Origin of the sequence: Thermolongibacillus altinsuensis (assembly GCF_004341205.1) — a bacterium.
In the GTDB taxonomy this organism is placed as follows: domain Bacteria; phylum Bacillota; class Bacilli; order Bacillales; family Anoxybacillaceae; genus Thermolongibacillus; species Thermolongibacillus altinsuensis.
This window is the reverse complement of record NZ_SLUL01000010.1, coordinates 1-14,192: the sequence shown is the minus strand read 5'-3', so window position 1 is coordinate 14,192 and position 14,192 is coordinate 1. Positions and strand designations below refer to the sequence as shown.

The 14,192-nt window shown below is 38.3% G+C and carries 13 protein-coding genes, 4 pseudogenes and 1 riboswitch; of the genes and pseudogenes, 11 read left to right on the top strand and 6 right to left on the bottom strand.

The genetic code is table 11. The features are described from left to right. Positions 1-66: 66 nt before the first annotated feature. Positions 67-204 (bottom strand): hypothetical protein, encoded by a 138-nt coding sequence (locus EDD69_RS15375; protein WP_165871769.1) that lies wholly within the window; start codon positions 202-204, stop codon positions 67-69. A gap of 144 nt (positions 205-348) precedes the next feature. After that, a riboswitch (FMN riboswitch) is annotated at positions 349-482 on the top strand. 156 nt (positions 483-638) lie between these two features. Between EDD69_RS15375 and EDD69_RS09930 the strand changes: the two genes are divergently transcribed. The 7 genes from EDD69_RS09930 (at position 639) to EDD69_RS09900 (ending at position 8,611) form a co-directional block, all read left to right on the top strand. After that, on the top strand, positions 639-1,220 hold the full coding sequence (locus EDD69_RS09930) for an ECF transporter S component (RefSeq protein WP_132948803.1): 582 nt from the start codon (positions 639-641) through the stop codon (positions 1,218-1,220). Between the two features lie 289 nt (positions 1,221-1,509). Then, positions 1,510-1,941, top strand: a complete 432-nt coding sequence (locus EDD69_RS09925) for a CoA-binding protein (protein WP_132948802.1) — start codon at positions 1,510-1,512, stop codon at positions 1,939-1,941. 134 nt (positions 1,942-2,075) lie between these two features. Beyond that, positions 2,076-4,049 (top strand): DNA topoisomerase IV subunit B, encoded by a 1,974-nt coding sequence (gene parE, locus EDD69_RS09920; RefSeq protein WP_132948801.1) that lies wholly within the window; start codon positions 2,076-2,078, stop codon positions 4,047-4,049. A gap of 4 nt (positions 4,050-4,053) precedes the next feature. Then, on the top strand, positions 4,054-6,459 hold the full coding sequence (gene parC, locus EDD69_RS09915; RefSeq protein WP_132948800.1) for a DNA topoisomerase IV subunit A: 2,406 nt from the start codon (positions 4,054-4,056) through the stop codon (positions 6,457-6,459). A 220-nt stretch (positions 6,460-6,679) separates the two neighbouring features. Further along, on the top strand, positions 6,680-6,871 hold the full coding sequence (locus EDD69_RS09910; protein WP_132948799.1) for a helix-turn-helix domain-containing protein: 192 nt from the start codon (positions 6,680-6,682) through the stop codon (positions 6,869-6,871). Between the two features lie 558 nt (positions 6,872-7,429). Further along, positions 7,430-8,254, top strand: a complete 825-nt coding sequence (locus tag EDD69_RS09905; RefSeq protein WP_132948798.1) for a cupin domain-containing protein — start codon at positions 7,430-7,432, stop codon at positions 8,252-8,254. Positions 8,255-8,338: 84 nt separating this feature from the next. After that, the gene (locus EDD69_RS09900) at positions 8,339-8,611 is read left to right on the top strand and encodes a transposase (RefSeq protein WP_132948797.1); all 273 of its coding nucleotides are present in this window, start codon (positions 8,339-8,341) and stop codon (positions 8,609-8,611) included. A 214-nt stretch (positions 8,612-8,825) separates the two neighbouring features. Here the strand turns inward: EDD69_RS09900 and EDD69_RS09895 are convergent, their stop codons facing one another. After that, entirely contained in the window at positions 8,826-9,767 is a 942-nt protein-coding gene (locus tag EDD69_RS09895; protein ID WP_132948796.1) for a hypothetical protein, read from the bottom strand. 14 nt (positions 9,768-9,781) lie between these two features. After that, positions 9,782-10,192, bottom strand: coding sequence for a hypothetical protein (locus tag EDD69_RS09890; protein WP_132948795.1), 411 nt, complete (start codon positions 10,190-10,192; stop codon positions 9,782-9,784). A gap of 1,027 nt (positions 10,193-11,219) precedes the next feature. Between EDD69_RS09890 and EDD69_RS09885 the strand changes: the two genes are divergently transcribed. Further along, entirely contained in the window at positions 11,220-11,522 is a 303-nt protein-coding gene (locus EDD69_RS09885) for a TIGR04104 family putative zinc finger protein (protein ID WP_132948794.1), read from the top strand. A gap of 50 nt (positions 11,523-11,572) precedes the next feature. Here the strand turns inward: EDD69_RS09885 and EDD69_RS15370 are convergent, their stop codons facing one another. Next, positions 11,573-11,749, bottom strand: coding sequence for a hypothetical protein (locus EDD69_RS15370; protein ID WP_160331321.1), 177 nt, complete (start codon positions 11,747-11,749; stop codon positions 11,573-11,575). A gap of 54 nt (positions 11,750-11,803) precedes the next feature. Between EDD69_RS15370 and EDD69_RS09880 the strand changes: the two are divergent. Beyond that, positions 11,804-12,024: pseudogene (locus EDD69_RS09880) on the top strand (transposase); the annotation flags it as partial. 135 nt (positions 12,025-12,159) lie between these two features. On the opposite strand, the gene EDD69_RS09875 reads toward EDD69_RS09880, so the two are convergent. Further along, positions 12,160-12,537, bottom strand: coding sequence for a hypothetical protein (locus tag EDD69_RS09875; RefSeq protein ID WP_132948793.1), 378 nt, complete (start codon positions 12,535-12,537; stop codon positions 12,160-12,162). Between the two features lie 73 nt (positions 12,538-12,610). Then, a pseudogene (locus tag EDD69_RS09870) lies at positions 12,611-12,742 on the bottom strand (IS256 family transposase); the annotation flags it as partial. A gap of 176 nt (positions 12,743-12,918) precedes the next feature. On the opposite strand from EDD69_RS09870, the pseudogene EDD69_RS09865 reads away from it, so the two are divergent. Further along, positions 12,919-13,197, top strand: a pseudogene (locus EDD69_RS09865) (ATP-binding protein); the annotation flags it as partial. 224 nt (positions 13,198-13,421) lie between these two features. After that, positions 13,422-13,703 (top strand): annotated as a pseudogene (locus EDD69_RS09860) (IS1595 family transposase); the annotation flags it as partial. Between the last annotated feature and the right edge of the window lie 489 nt (positions 13,704-14,192).

Below are 14,192 nucleotides of genomic sequence, written 5' to 3'. Positions count from 1 at the left end.
ATTTACTATCTTTTTCCTATTTTATTTTATCATAAAAATGAAAAATCATGTTGAATATATACTATATTATGGTAAGCTTAATTTTCTGACATAAACAAGCTTTTCTGCCACTTCTCCGAACGAAAACGCCATCAGACAAATGAATTTGTCTGTCATGCGTTTTACGTTCGGAATCGGCATGCTTCTAGCACGCCGGGGCGGCAAGGAAAATCTTGCCGCCTATGGCAGAAAAGCGGTCTTCTATTCATGATGTGATGTGTCGGAAACTCAACTTGAATCTATATACATTGATGATAGACATAACGCATAAAGAAATTATATAATAATATTAAAAAAAAATATAATACGATTCATCTTCGGGGCAGGGTGAAATTCCCGACCGGCGGTGATGAAGCAATTTGCTTCTCAGCCCGCGAGCCGCATAGGCACGATCCGGTGCGAGTCCGGAGCCGACAGTATAGTCTGGATGGGAGAAGATGAAGGTTTGCCGGCGTTCGAATGTTGCGCGATCGAACGTCTATTTGAGCATGCCCTTTTTCTCCCTTAAGTGTGAACACTTAAGGGTTTTTTATTTGACGCTCAAAGTTGGCAGCCTTCTTCTTGTGAGGATGGATCACGAGAAGGAGAGGAGAATCGACATGAGAAAAATGAATATACGCGCGCTTGTCTTGATTGGGGTATTTAGTGCCATCTCGTATTTGCTGATGCTGTTAAACTTTCCGCTTCCGCCATTTCCAAACTTTTTATTGGTGGATTTCAGCGACGTTCCGGCATTGATCGCTGCACTTCTGTGCGGGCCGCTGGCGGGAGTGTTCGTTGAATTGTTAAAAAATGTGCTGAATTATTTCATGGTCGGCAGTCCCACCGGCGTTCCGGTCGGGCATATCGCCAACTTTATGGCCGGGATTACGTTTATTTTGCCGACGTATTATGTGTACCACAAAACAAAATCGAAAAAAGGAATGCTGGCTGGTTTAGTCATTGGTACAGTTGTCATGGCGGTGATGATGAGCATATTGAACTACTATGTGTTTTTGCCGGCGTATACGATCTTTCTAGGCGCCCCGGCGATGAGCGCGCCGGAAACAAGAGCACTGGTTGTTTCGGCTATCTTGCCGTTTAACGCAGTGAAAGGAGCTATGATCACGATTGTATTTATGCTCGTATTCGTCCGTTTGCACCAGTGGCTGCAAAAACAAGTGGCAACGAATCATGCATAGTCCATAGGGCTTCTAAAAAGAGACCATCCAAAATGTTGAAAAAAGTCGGACGTCAAGAAAAAGTTCACAAGGAGTGTGAACTTTTTCTTTATTTCCAATTGAAACCGCGGAGGAAATGTACGTGTGCGAAAATTTTGCATATCAAGAGCCGGCGACAGACGTCGAATCTGTTGCCGAGCAGTTGTTTGAATGATTCTTTTTTTGCAAACGATTTCAAAACTGCTAGCAGGATTCTGTTTATTCTTGGAGAAAATAGTACGGCAAAGACAAAACGAAGGAGAGAATGCATATGCCAATTACAAATCCAAGCCGAGAAGAAATCGGAGAAATTTTGCGAAAAGCGAAACGCATCGCCGTTGTTGGATTATCGGACAATCCGGAACGGACGTCGTACATGGTGGCGAAAGCGATGAAAGATGCCGGCTATGAAATTATTCCCGTCAATCCGATGATCGAGGAATGGGAAGGCATTAAAGCAGTAAAGAAACTAACCGATATTGATGGGCATGTCGATATTGTCAATATTTTTCGACGCTCCGAGCATTTGTTGCCATTGGCGCATGAATTTGTTCAAATCGATGCCGATGTTTTCTGGGCACAATTAGGGATTGCCGATGAGGAAACGTATAAATTTTTAACTGAAAAAGGGTATACTGTAGTGATGGACCGTTGTATTAAAGTAGAACATGCTCTCACATGTAAGAAGGAAAACGACCATTGATGTTGAGATGGTCGTTCTTTTTCTTCCTATGTGTTAAAAGTGTTAAAAATAAGAATGGACGTTTTATAAATCTATGTTAAAATAGAAAAAGTCAAAAACAGAAACAAACGTTCTTGTTTTAAGTTGAAAGGGGAATGCGTGTGACGGAAAAACAACTTCTTGATTATAACGAAGATACCATTCAAGTGTTAGAAGGGCTCGAAGCGGTTCGAAAACGTCCAGGAATGTATATTGGCAGTACCGATAGCCGAGGATTGCATCATCTTGTTTATGAGATTGTTGATAACTCTGTCGATGAAGCGCTAGCTGGTTACGGAAACTATATTCTTGTCAAAATACATAAAGACCAAAGTATTAGTGTACAAGATGAAGGAAGAGGAATGCCAACAGGAATGCATAAACTTGGCAAACCGACACCTGAAGTGATTTTAACGGTTTTACATGCAGGAGGAAAATTCGGGCAAGGCGGCTATAAAACAAGCGGTGGTTTACATGGTGTGGGTGCGTCCGTAGTAAACGCTTTGTCTGAATGGCTTGTTGTGACCATCCATCGCGACGGTTTTATTTATCAGCAACGGTTTGAAAATGGCGGAAAACCGGTAACAACACTCGAGAAAATCGGAACGACTACAAAAACAGGAACAACGATTCACTTTAAACCCGATCCAACCATTTTTAGCACGACAACGTTTCAATATGATACGCTCAGCGAACGATTACGCGAATCTGCCTTTTTATTAAAAGGGCTGAAAATTGAATTAGTCGATGAACGGACCGGAATGAGTGACGTTTTTCATTATGAAAACGGAATTGAAGCATTCGTTGAATATTTAAACGAAGAGAAAGATCCACTTCATCCAGTTGTGTTTTTTTCAGGAGAACAAAACGGAATTGAAGTCGAATTTGCGTTTCAATTTAATGATGGTTACTCCGAAAATATTCTCTCATTTGTCAACAACGTCCGTACAAAAGATGGTGGAACGCACGAAGCCGGTGCAAAAACAGCGATGACGCGCGTTTTCAACGAATATGCGCGCAAAGTCGGCCTGTTGAAAGAGAAAGATAAAAATTTAGAAGGATCGGACATTCGTGAAGGGTTAGCGGCGATCGTGTCCGTTCGCATTCCGGAAGCGCTGCTGCAATTTGAAGGGCAAACGAAAGGAAAATTGGGAACGCCGGAAGCTCGTTCGGCTGTAGAAACGATTGTGTCTGAACAGTTGACGTATTTCTTACATGAAAATCCGGATATTAGCACAATGCTCGTTAAAAAAGCGATTCGAGCATTTCAAGCGCGTGAAGCGGCTCGAAAAGCGCGTGAAGAAGCGAGATCAGGAAAGAAAAGAAAAGGAAAAGAAAACATATTAAGCGGAAAATTAACGCCTGCACAATCGCGCAATCCACAAAAAAATGAATTGTTTTTAGTAGAAGGAGATTCAGCAGGAGGATCGGCTAAGCAAGGGCGCGATCGACGTTTTCAAGCGGTACTGCCGTTGCGCGGCAAGGTCATTAATACGGAAAAAGCAAAGCTGACGGATATTTTTAAAAACGAAGAAATTAATACGATCATCCATGCCATTGGCGGAGGAGTCGGAGCAGACTTTTCGCTTGAGGATGTAAACTATGACAAAATCATCATTATGACGGATGCGGACACGGATGGGGCGCACATTCAAGTTCTCTTGCTTACGTTTTTCTATCGTTACATGAGGCCATTAATCGAAGCAGGAAAAGTCTTTATCGCGTTGCCTCCGCTTTATAAAGTGAGCAAAAAGGCAGGAAAAAAGGAAATCATCGAATATGCTTGGACTGACGAACAATTACAAGAAGCGATTAAAAAGGTTGGCAAAGGCTATACCATCCAACGTTATAAAGGTCTTGGAGAAATGAATGCCGATCAGTTATGGGAAACGACGATGAATCCAGAAACTCGCACGCTTATTCGTGTGCGCATTGATGATGCGGCAAGAGCGGAACGACGCGTTACGACACTGATGGGCGATAAAGTAGAACCGCGGCGCAAGTGGATTGAAGCGAACGTCGCTTTCGGATTAGAGGACGATGTAAATATTTTAGAAAATGAGCATGTGATGACAGCAGAGGAGGAATAAGAACATGGCGCAAACGGAACGAGTGTTAGATTTACCTTTAGAGGACGTGCTAGGGGATCGATTCGGCCGATATAGTAAATACATCATTCAAGAGAGAGCGCTTCCAGATGTGCGCGATGGATTAAAACCGGTTCAACGCCGGATCTTGTATGCGATGTATATCGACGGAAATACGGCTGATAAACCGTTTCGAAAAGCGGCTAAAACAGTCGGAAATGTCATCGGGAATTTCCATCCGCACGGTGATTCATCCGTTTATGATGCGATGGTGCGAATGAGCCAAGATTGGAAATTGCGAAACATTTTAATTGAAATGCATGGAAATAACGGAAGCATCGATGGGGACCCGCCAGCGGCGATGCGTTATACGGAAGCGCGTTTATCGGCCATCGCGTCTGAATTACTGCGCGATATCGATAAACAAACGGTTGAATTTGTGCCAAACTTTGATGATACCAGTAAAGAACCGGTCGTTTTGCCAGCGATGTTTCCAAACCTTCTTGTGAACGGTTCAACTGGGATTTCGGCAGGATATGCAACCGAAATTCCGCCGCATCATTTAGGAGAAGTCGTTGATGCGGTCATTATGCGCATTGATCATCCGAATTGCACAGTAGATGATTTAATGACAGTGCTGCATGGACCTGATTTCCCGACAGGAGGAATTATTCAAGGGAAAGAAGGAATCAAAACCGCATATGAAACAGGCAGAGGAAAAATTATTATTCGCGGTAAAGCGACGATTGAACAAGGAAAAGGCGGCAAACAAGCGATTGTGATTACAGAAATCCCTTATGAAGTGAATAAAGCCAATCTTGTTAAAAAAATTGATGAGTTGCGTGCAGAGAAGAAGCTAGAAGGAATTGCAGAAGTTCGTGATGAAACGGATCGAACAGGTCTTCGCATCGTCATTGAATTGAAAAAAGACGCAAATGCAGAAGGAATTTTAAATTACTTATACAAAAATACCGATTTACAAATTCCGTATAATTTTAACATGGTCGCCATCCATCAACGCCGTCCGAAGCTGCTTAGTTTGCCGGAACTGTTAGATGCCTATATTGAACATCAAAAAGAGGTCGTTACCAATCGTTCAAAGTATGAATTAAAAAAAGCAAAAGAACGCGCGCACATTGTTGAAGGGTTAATCAAGGCGTTATCTATTCTAGATGATGTGATCGCAACGATTCGCTCTTCTCATGACAAACGGGATGCCAAAATCAATTTAATGAACAAATACGAATTTACCGAAGAGCAAGCGGAAGCGATTGTCACTTTACAATTGTATCGTCTAACAAATACGGATATTGCTGATTTAAAAATGGAAGCGGAAACGCTCGCGAAAAAAATCGATGAACTGACAAGCATTTTAGAAAGCGAGAAAAAGCTGTTATCCGTTATTAAAGCGGAATTGCGAAAAATGAAGAAGGCATATGCCGATGAGCGAAGAACGGTGATTGAAGAGGAAATTAAAGAGATTAAAATCGAAATGGACGTGATGATTCCATCCGAAGATGTCATTGTGACAGTAACGAAAGACGGCTATATTAAACGAACAAGCCTTCGTTCTTATACCGCATCGAACGGTCAAGATTTAGGAATCAAAGAAACGGATCGTCTTTTAGGGCAATTTGAAATGAATACAACCGATGTTTTATTGTTGTTTACGAATAAAGGAAATTACTTATATTGCCCGGTTCATGAACTTCCTGACATTCGCTGGAAAGATCTTGGCCAACATATTTCGAACCTCATTCCGATCGATCGCGATGAAGAGTTGGTTGCGAGTGTTCCTGTAAAAGATTTCGAGACTGATTATTTGTTATTCGTCACAAAATTTGGAATGGTTAAGAAAACGGAGCTTAGCCAATATAAAGCGCAACGCTATTCGAAACCGCTTGTGGCGATTCGCTTAAAAGAAGGCGATGAAGTCGTTGATGTGTATAAAACAGACGGCACACGTGATTTATTCTTGGCTACGCATTACAGCTATGGTTTATGGTTTAGCGAAGAGGAAGTCAGCGCAGTCGGTGTCCGTGCTGCCGGTGTGAAAGGAATTCAATTAAAAGATGGCGACTTTGTGATTAGCGGTAAACAAGTGAAAGGCGAAGCGATCATTGTTGCTACGCAAAGAGGAGCAGTTAAAAAAATGGCGCTATCTGAATTTGAAAAATCTTCTCGAGCGAAACGCGGTCAAGTGATGTTGCGAGAAATCAAAACAAATCCGCATCGTTTAATTGGATGCGATTTTGTATCGGACACAGATACCATTGTGATCAAGACAGAAAAAGGGATAACGGAAACGATTGATGTCGCTCAACTTCGTTTCGTCGATCGATATAATAACGGGAAATTTTTCATCGATTGTGAAGAAGCAGGGAATGTTGTGATCATGTGGGTAGAACGCTAAAAGATTGCTTGAAATAGTGGCTTCTTTTATTTGAAAGGGTCGAGGTCGCGCACTTCGCGCCCAGTCGGAATCATCCAGAAACCCCTTGAGAGTCAAGGGGTTTTTATTTATCTATACATGAAGAGATACTTGGGGACAAATTGGGAACAGCCGTATTATTCCCTTATAGTAGACAGAAAAAAGAAAGGGATGTACTGTCTACTACGGAGGGGTTATTTTTATGGGCAAAATCAGAAAAACATACAGTAAAGAATATAAATTAGACGTTGTGAAGAAATATTTGGATGAGGGTTGGACTAAAAGTGAAATCATCAATCAATTTAAAATCTCTTCTTCCATGTTATATAGATGGGCAAATCACTATAAAAACGAAGGAATTCAAGGATTAGAAGAGAAACGAGGAAAGTGTTGAAAAAGAAGTGTTTTCACATTGGAATTAAGAAGAAGGCAACATCTTCTACGGTGTAGTCTTTTTTGTGTTGTGCAGAAGGTGTAACTGATCTGGACAGATTAAAAAAGTCATGGCGAACAATAAATAATCATCATAAACCAACACTTATGCAAGTATTCCAACAGTAACGAAATAATGAGGCTTAGGGCACTATCAAAAGTAACAATCACAATGCAACAGATAAAACAGGGGCACAACAATGATAGCAAGCAGGACGACAGGCAAAAGACAGCGGCAACGAATAAACGAGTAACAGAATGACAATGGAAGATTAAAGAGAGTTTGTCGTCAGCACCCACCCACTTGTTATTTTACAGATAGGCTATAAGGGGATACAGGGAGGAAGTAGGGGGTATTGGTAGGTCTTGCTTGTTCTATGGATACGCAATGGCTTAAAAATCTTAATGGTACATTTAATAAAATAAGTGTTTTAGGCTAAAAACGCTTTCTTTAAATAAGTCACCTTGACCTTAACAAGTGCATAGGATAATTTTATAAACTGTGAAGGGATTGAGAAAAATGTCCTATGTTCCTTATATGTATCCATATCAATATCCTTATTATGTTAATGTACCAATGTATAACTATGGAAGACAGTCTGTTTACTGGACTTTTCCTAATGAGATAGAGCATGCAAACAGATTTGATTCTTTTCGCTCTTCCAACGGTGTTGGAAGTATTTTTTTAACAGATTATGGACCAAAATCATTTGTTGTTAATATCAATGAAGCAACAAAGCAAAACAATACGTATCGTACTGCTTTATGGACAGGAACACATTTACAAGTTACTTTGATGAGTCTCAATGTTGGCGAAGATATCGGTTTGGAAATGCATCCTAACGTTGATCAATTCTTACGTATTGAACAAGGCCAGGGGATTGTTCAAATGGGCAAGAGTAAAGATAATTTAACCTTTGAAAGAAATGTCTATGATGATTCTGCAATAATGATACCTGCTGGAACATGGCATAATCTAACCAATACAGGTAATATTCCGCTAAAACTTTACTCGATATATGCTCCTCCTAACCATCCATTTGGTACTGTTCATGTTACCAAAGCAGATGCATTGGCTGGGGAAGAAGGTTACGGTCATGGTAATGGAAATACAGTTATTTTTGGCAGGACTCCAGATGAATGGATACAGTACACGGAATTTTTGGTAAATGAAGGATTAGAGGATGTTAAAAGAGGAATAAATTCTACACACATTCTTCAAGAATTTATTCTAATGGGAGTTCTTGTAGGGAAAGGGTATTCTCCTGAAAGAGCATATGAAACAGTAGAAGAATGGGAACGTACAGGAGAATCCAAACTTCTTCAGAAAAGCAAAAATATGTAGAAATTGATGTTAGTCTAAAAATTGGACACGGAGAACAGGGAGATTATAATAAACTTAATTACAATAGGTTCGAGGTGTCCAATCATGAAAAAGAGAACATTTGATCAAGAATACAAGATTCAAGCTGTTGAGTTATGCTTGGAGGGGGACAAGTCCATCTCTCAAGTGGCAAAAGGGTCAGGTTTGGCTTATAACACTCTTCATCGTTGGGTCAAAGAATACAAAGAAAGCAATGGCACGAGTTTTGTGGGTTTAGGCAACATCAAGTCAAAAAATCAAGAAATCATCGAGTTACGTCGTCGCAATCAAGAGTTGGAGGAGGAATGCGCGATTCTAAAAAAACGTTATGCATCTTAACCAGAAGTAATTTACGCATTCATTTTTCAACACCGAAATGAGTTTCTTGTTGTGAAGATGTGCCAAGTTCTCAGTGTTTCTAAAAATTTCTCTCTGTTTAACGTGTCCGTTTTCTTGACATAGCACCAAAAAAGAGATAGCCAAAATTGGCTATCTCCAAAAGGGTAATACATACCGTAACTAAAAGTACAAAATTTTGCCCTATCTTTTAGCATTATTTTTCTTGCAATAACATATGCCAGTAATTCTCGATTCGCTTGAATGTATCATTGGAACGTTGTGTAACAAAATTTTTTGCTAATTGGTAATCCGCATCCTTTGGTGAAATACCTTTCGTTACAAATTCGAGCAGCTGTTCTTTAGCTTTTAATAGAACAGAGGATAAATCATCTTCATTTTTAATTTCTTTAAACATTTCTTGATAATTTTTTATCACCGATTCAATTTCTTCGTGTGTATAAATGGTTTTTCCGAGTTTATTCGTCATTGATAAATGACGTGCTTGTTGGTATGTTAGTGGAACATTCAGCGGATTGATTTTGGCCCGTGCTGCATAGAATATTTCCTCTACAGATTGATAATCCATCACTTTTTTCGTATTGTGACGAACATAATCTTGAATCAGTTGATCAAATCCGGTTTTTACATCACCACTTAAAAACGTATCGCTGAAATGTTGAAGCGCAGCTGTCGAAGAAGCCAATTCAAGATGGGCTTCATAAGAGTTAAGCTGTTGCTTCTTTATTCCAAAAAGGTTAATCCCTGCATATTTCGCTAAACTATCCATTCCATCCGTAATGTGTTGTAAGATGGATTCCACTTTCTTCAATTCTCCATCGCTTAGCGAATCAAAGTATTTGGACTCATGTAAATATTGACTGAAAACGAGCCATTGATCCTGTGGCCGATAAGAAAAAATATCGGTAGGGTCTGCGTTTTGTACGTTAATATCTTTTGAAAAAAACTCTTCTACCGTCATGCTCATCAGACCTTGAACCTGTTTGATTTCATCCGAAAGGGTGATTTTATAAGCCTCTCCATTTCTGATGACTTCCACTTGCTTTCCAGCTAATGGATTTTTGATTTCATGTATGGATGGCATTCTGGCATCATTTCGGGCGACCATCGCCCCGATATATCCAAGATCAATTTTCATGGGGTCATCCCCTCCTATTCTAAATAATCAATAGAAGGTAATGGTTCTACACCACTTGCATAGTAAAAATTCAACACACTGAGGAAGTCGATTGATTTCCCCGTTGTTAAATCGACGATTAAGATGTGATCGCCATAGTTAAAATCGTCAGCTTCCAGTCTACGTGGTGTCTCTTTACCTAAAGTATCGACAAATGAACTGTAGTAGTATGGGGTTGGATCAGATTGATATTGCGATTCATGGTATGTGAAAAGCGTCCCCACATCTAGATATACCATAATTGCAAAATCAGAACTTGCATAACTAGAAGAGTAGGTAATCGGCTCTGAAACAGCAGATATCTTTATATCCGATAGGGAATGCATTCTTTGCGAATATCCCCCGTTGTATGAGAAATAATATTTTTTCCCAATCAAGATGTTCATTATTTCCACTTAAATTCAGCACACATTGACCGTTTGTATACACGGAATCATCGCTATATTTTGCAACGAATTTTGTGAAATCTAGCGAAATAAATAGGGCTTCATTAAAATTAGCAGGATTGGAGGCATTCAGTTGAAGTGTGTATGTATCCCCAAAGTCCCTTGTGAAAATACACCTAAAGCATAATCACCTGCTGGAAGATTACTTAATACCATTAATTCTCCCGGTGAACTATAGATGTTAGTGGGATATGCTAATTCATTTTCAAAATCTCCAACATAAAGTTGCAATATAATCAGCGTTTTCTGATAAAATTCTGGATACTAACGTTTTTAGGACTAAAGAAAAATAAGTCGTTCGGTTCATCTTCTGTTAAAGAATCCTGAGAGTTTAATATTAAACCACCTACATTATATTGGGATTGAATTTTTGGTATAACGTTTCCAATTTTTGTTTGTTTTTATTTCAGTTTGTGCTTTATCAGTATTTACCGATAGTGATTCATCCGTAAAATCCATACTTTCTTGTAGTTCAATAATTGAATTCATGTTTAGATTTGATACAAGTAATTCATTCGCATAGCTTTTCTGTACTCCAATGGCCAACAAAGTGAAAATTAAAACAAAATTAATGTCTTACCTGGTTTTCCAAAAAATGAATTCATTTCATACTTTACCCCCTAAAATAGTATTTGTTATTATTATCGGTTTTTTAAATAAATAATTTGATAATTATAAGGAATAATTTGAATATATTTTTATTGGCTCTTCGGTTTATGTGGTAGAAATATATTTATAATTATTTTTAAGCAAAACTTATTTCACTAATGGACAGTTTAATTAAAGAAGGAAAAAAGTAATGGAATATAGAATTATTAACAAAAATGGTATTTATGAATATATATGTAAAAATCTTTTGTGAGAGGTTATGGAGTAAAGAAACAGAAATTTTAATATGAATTTTTAAGAAGGTCAACTTTTGCCATTTCCTAATGTGTCATGGATGAGAGCAAGAGGGGGATGAAATATGCCTTCATGTGTAAATTGTAACCGTAAACTTTCGTGGACAGAGATATTTAAGCAGACGCTGCTTGTCAACAGATACTCGTTGCGTTGTCCAAATTGCAAGCAACAACTATTTTTTACCGCTAAGTCGAAAAAAAAATTGTTTCTCGTAGCGGCAACCGTGCCTATCTTGTTAGTGCTTTTAACTTCATTCCAGATTCCAACGACAATCTCTGTTATCACATTAATTGTTTATTCTCTCTTAGTCGTATTGATCGTACCATTTCTTGTCGAGGTAACAAACAAAGAAGAGGCTCTGTTCTGAATACAGTAGCCTATTCTTCATGTTCCTAAATCAACAAACAATAATATATTTTATTTTATTTTTTCATCATTTTTGATATTTTCGGAATAAATGGTCAAGATTAATGAAAAGGTGGCAGCTAAGATAATAATAATAGAAGTTATATCAACACCATTATTAATAACCTGATAAACACCATATCCCATTAATAAAATAGGGCCAAAGTAATTAAGAAATTTAGTTTTCATTTATTATTCCTTCCTTTTAATTTCTTCAAAAAATATTTGTTTTCATTTTAGGATGAAGAAATCAAAAATTTCCTCTAAATCGAACAGGCGGAAACATCGAATATGAGAAATGACTACTATCAACGAAATATGACCGGATTGAAGGTCTTTTGGTCCCGAGAAACCGAAATGGGGAATTTCAAACGCAGTTGTTTGCCCCTTGCTAACGTCATACCGGCTGGCTGGAGGAAGCGATCATCAAGATGTATCAAAGTGGCATGAGTACACGTGAGATTGAATTCTAAATAATGCAAAATCCCACAAAAATGTTATAGAAATTGCTCGTCTAGGTGGCTTAGTTGTACAACACCTGATTATTGAAAAAAACAATAAAAATTACTAAATGAACGCCCTTTTCCAGTTTTTCTTGATTATAATCCGTAAGCTTTATATCCTAAAATTTGATTTATGTTTCGATTAATTCGTTGTACAACAGGTGATTTTTGATGCCCATTTGGATCTAGTATTCCTAATTCACCAGCTCTTTTCAATGCTTGAATAAGGAGTTCACTGTTTCCGTTAATGCGAAGTTGACGTTCTTCTTCCGCTGACATGTGTATCACATTATCTCGATTAATGGGTTCAGTTGCATTTTCCATCATATTTCTAAAACCTTTACCATCTAAAATAACAACATTATTTTTTTCCTCTAATACATGTCCTTTATATCCATAAAGAGATCGAAGCATCCAAAGTTGACGATTAGAATTAAAATTTGCCATCTGTTCTTGGTTTAATCCACTCAACATTATTCTCACTTCCTTTCTATTTTATTATATCGACTTCATTATGCAAATTTTTATAATTTTAACTAAAAAATTCAATATTTTCGTTCAGCCGTTCCATCCCATTGGTTGTGCGCAAACGACGGCAGTAACGGTCTGGATAGCCTAAAACCGCCGTGGCGTCTTCAAACCCTTCTTCGAGGATTTGATTCAGAACTTGTTCGAGCAGCTTAGTCAATCCTTGATCTTTCAGCAATAGCCCGTGCAAAAGTTCATCATTTACGGGAAATTGAACCATCGTTGCAATACTCCTTATGTTTGGCGTTCACTGTTTATTTGGCCAAAGGGGGAAGCAACATGGTTCTTTTTCTATTCCCTTTTTACACAATTGTACGGACTTAACTGCCAACGATTCTGATTATTGATGAAATGGGGTACTTAAAACTGGACTCGAACAGCGCTCATTACTTATTTCAGGTGATCGCCTGTCGATACGAGCATGCCCCGATTATCCTCACTTCCAACAAAAGCTTTGGGGAATGGGGAGAAATCGTGGGAGATTCGGTTCTTGCGACAGCGATGTTAGATCGATTACTGCATCATTCTATTATTTTCAACCTAAAGGGGGAAAGCTATCGATTACGGGAAAAGAGGCTCCAACAAGAAAAACAGAAGAATCCATGAGGTCCTTCTGGGGAATTTTAAACCGGCGATTTTGGGGAAAAAATAGGCTCTTACGCATATTTGGTGAAACATCGAATTACAGTTAAAATTATTGAATTATCGTTCGTCTCTTTTTATTGTCCGAAACTAAATCGTCGGAAACGCTATTAGTTATTTACTCTATTACGCACATTTTTTGAGCTATCACCAAAAGAACGTAAGAACCAAAAAATAATCGGCCTTGACAGGGATTACAACACGAAGCCATTAATGTTCGCAAAGGTGTCTATACGAAGAAAGGAATTTACCATATTCAACACGTCAACGGGTATCATACTCGTTTGAAAAAGTGGATGGATAGGTTTCAAGGTGTAGCAACGAAATACCTTGATAACTACTTATTCTGGCATCGTTTTCTTGAATTGAATAAGAAGATACCGAAAAAAGAACAAGCGAAAGAAATGTTCCTTGCCTCTTGCCAACAAGTAAATTTTACAACTGTTGAAACAATTAGAAGGAGTGCATAAATCAATCCCCTTCTAAGGCATTGACCTTGTAATTACTTCAATGACTAACGTAAGAACACCTAAAACGATGGACATTAAAGTTGAACTGAATAATACTTTTCTACTGACAACAGTAAATTTTTGGTTTTTAATGAACTTTCGATAAGCAAAATAGACGAGAATACCCAATATAATTGAGAAAATCCAACTTATTAAGCCCACTTGTGTAACCAATTTTCGCCAATCGAAAACCCAAAAGTATAGAATGGCGAAATGAATGACTACTAAGGGTATCGTTATGATTACCAATATTAACCTTAACATAATCATCACTCCCAGATTTATTATACCATTATTTTTGAAAAAATTTGGTAAACATTTATTGAGCTATTAGCAACAATCTTTTAGAAAAGAGCCAATAAAAACATCCATGAGTAATTTTACTCCCCACCCATGCATGAAAATCCATCATTCCTTCCCATAATGGATATGAACGCAAACAGTTTTGAA

Coding starts and splice junctions, on each gene's coding strand:
- EDD69_RS09895 (WP_132948796.1), bottom strand. CDS start 9,767: ATGAAAATTGATCTTGGATATATCGGGGCGATGGTCGCCCGAAATGAT.
- parC (WP_132948800.1), top strand. CDS start 4,054: ATGGCGCAAACGGAACGAGTGTTAGATTTACCTTTAGAGGACGTGCTA.
- EDD69_RS09905 (WP_132948798.1), top strand. CDS start 7,430: ATGTCCTATGTTCCTTATATGTATCCATATCAATATCCTTATTATGTT.
- EDD69_RS09925 (WP_132948802.1), top strand. CDS start 1,510: ATGCCAATTACAAATCCAAGCCGAGAAGAAATCGGAGAAATTTTGCGA.
- EDD69_RS09900 (WP_132948797.1), top strand. CDS start 8,339: ATGAAAAAGAGAACATTTGATCAAGAATACAAGATTCAAGCTGTTGAG.
- EDD69_RS15370 (WP_160331321.1), bottom strand. CDS start 11,749: ATGAAAACTAAATTTCTTAATTACTTTGGCCCTATTTTATTAATGGGA.
- EDD69_RS09890 (WP_132948795.1), bottom strand. CDS start 10,192: ATGAACATCTTGATTGGGAAAAAATATTATTTCTCATACAACGGGGGA.
- EDD69_RS09875 (WP_132948793.1), bottom strand. CDS start 12,537: ATGTTGAGTGGATTAAACCAAGAACAGATGGCAAATTTTAATTCTAAT.
- EDD69_RS09910 (WP_132948799.1), top strand. CDS start 6,680: ATGGGCAAAATCAGAAAAACATACAGTAAAGAATATAAATTAGACGTT.
- EDD69_RS09930 (WP_132948803.1), top strand. CDS start 639: ATGAGAAAAATGAATATACGCGCGCTTGTCTTGATTGGGGTATTTAGT.
- parE (WP_132948801.1), top strand. CDS start 2,076: ATGCGTGTGACGGAAAAACAACTTCTTGATTATAACGAAGATACCATT.
- EDD69_RS09885 (WP_132948794.1), top strand. CDS start 11,220: ATGCCTTCATGTGTAAATTGTAACCGTAAACTTTCGTGGACAGAGATA.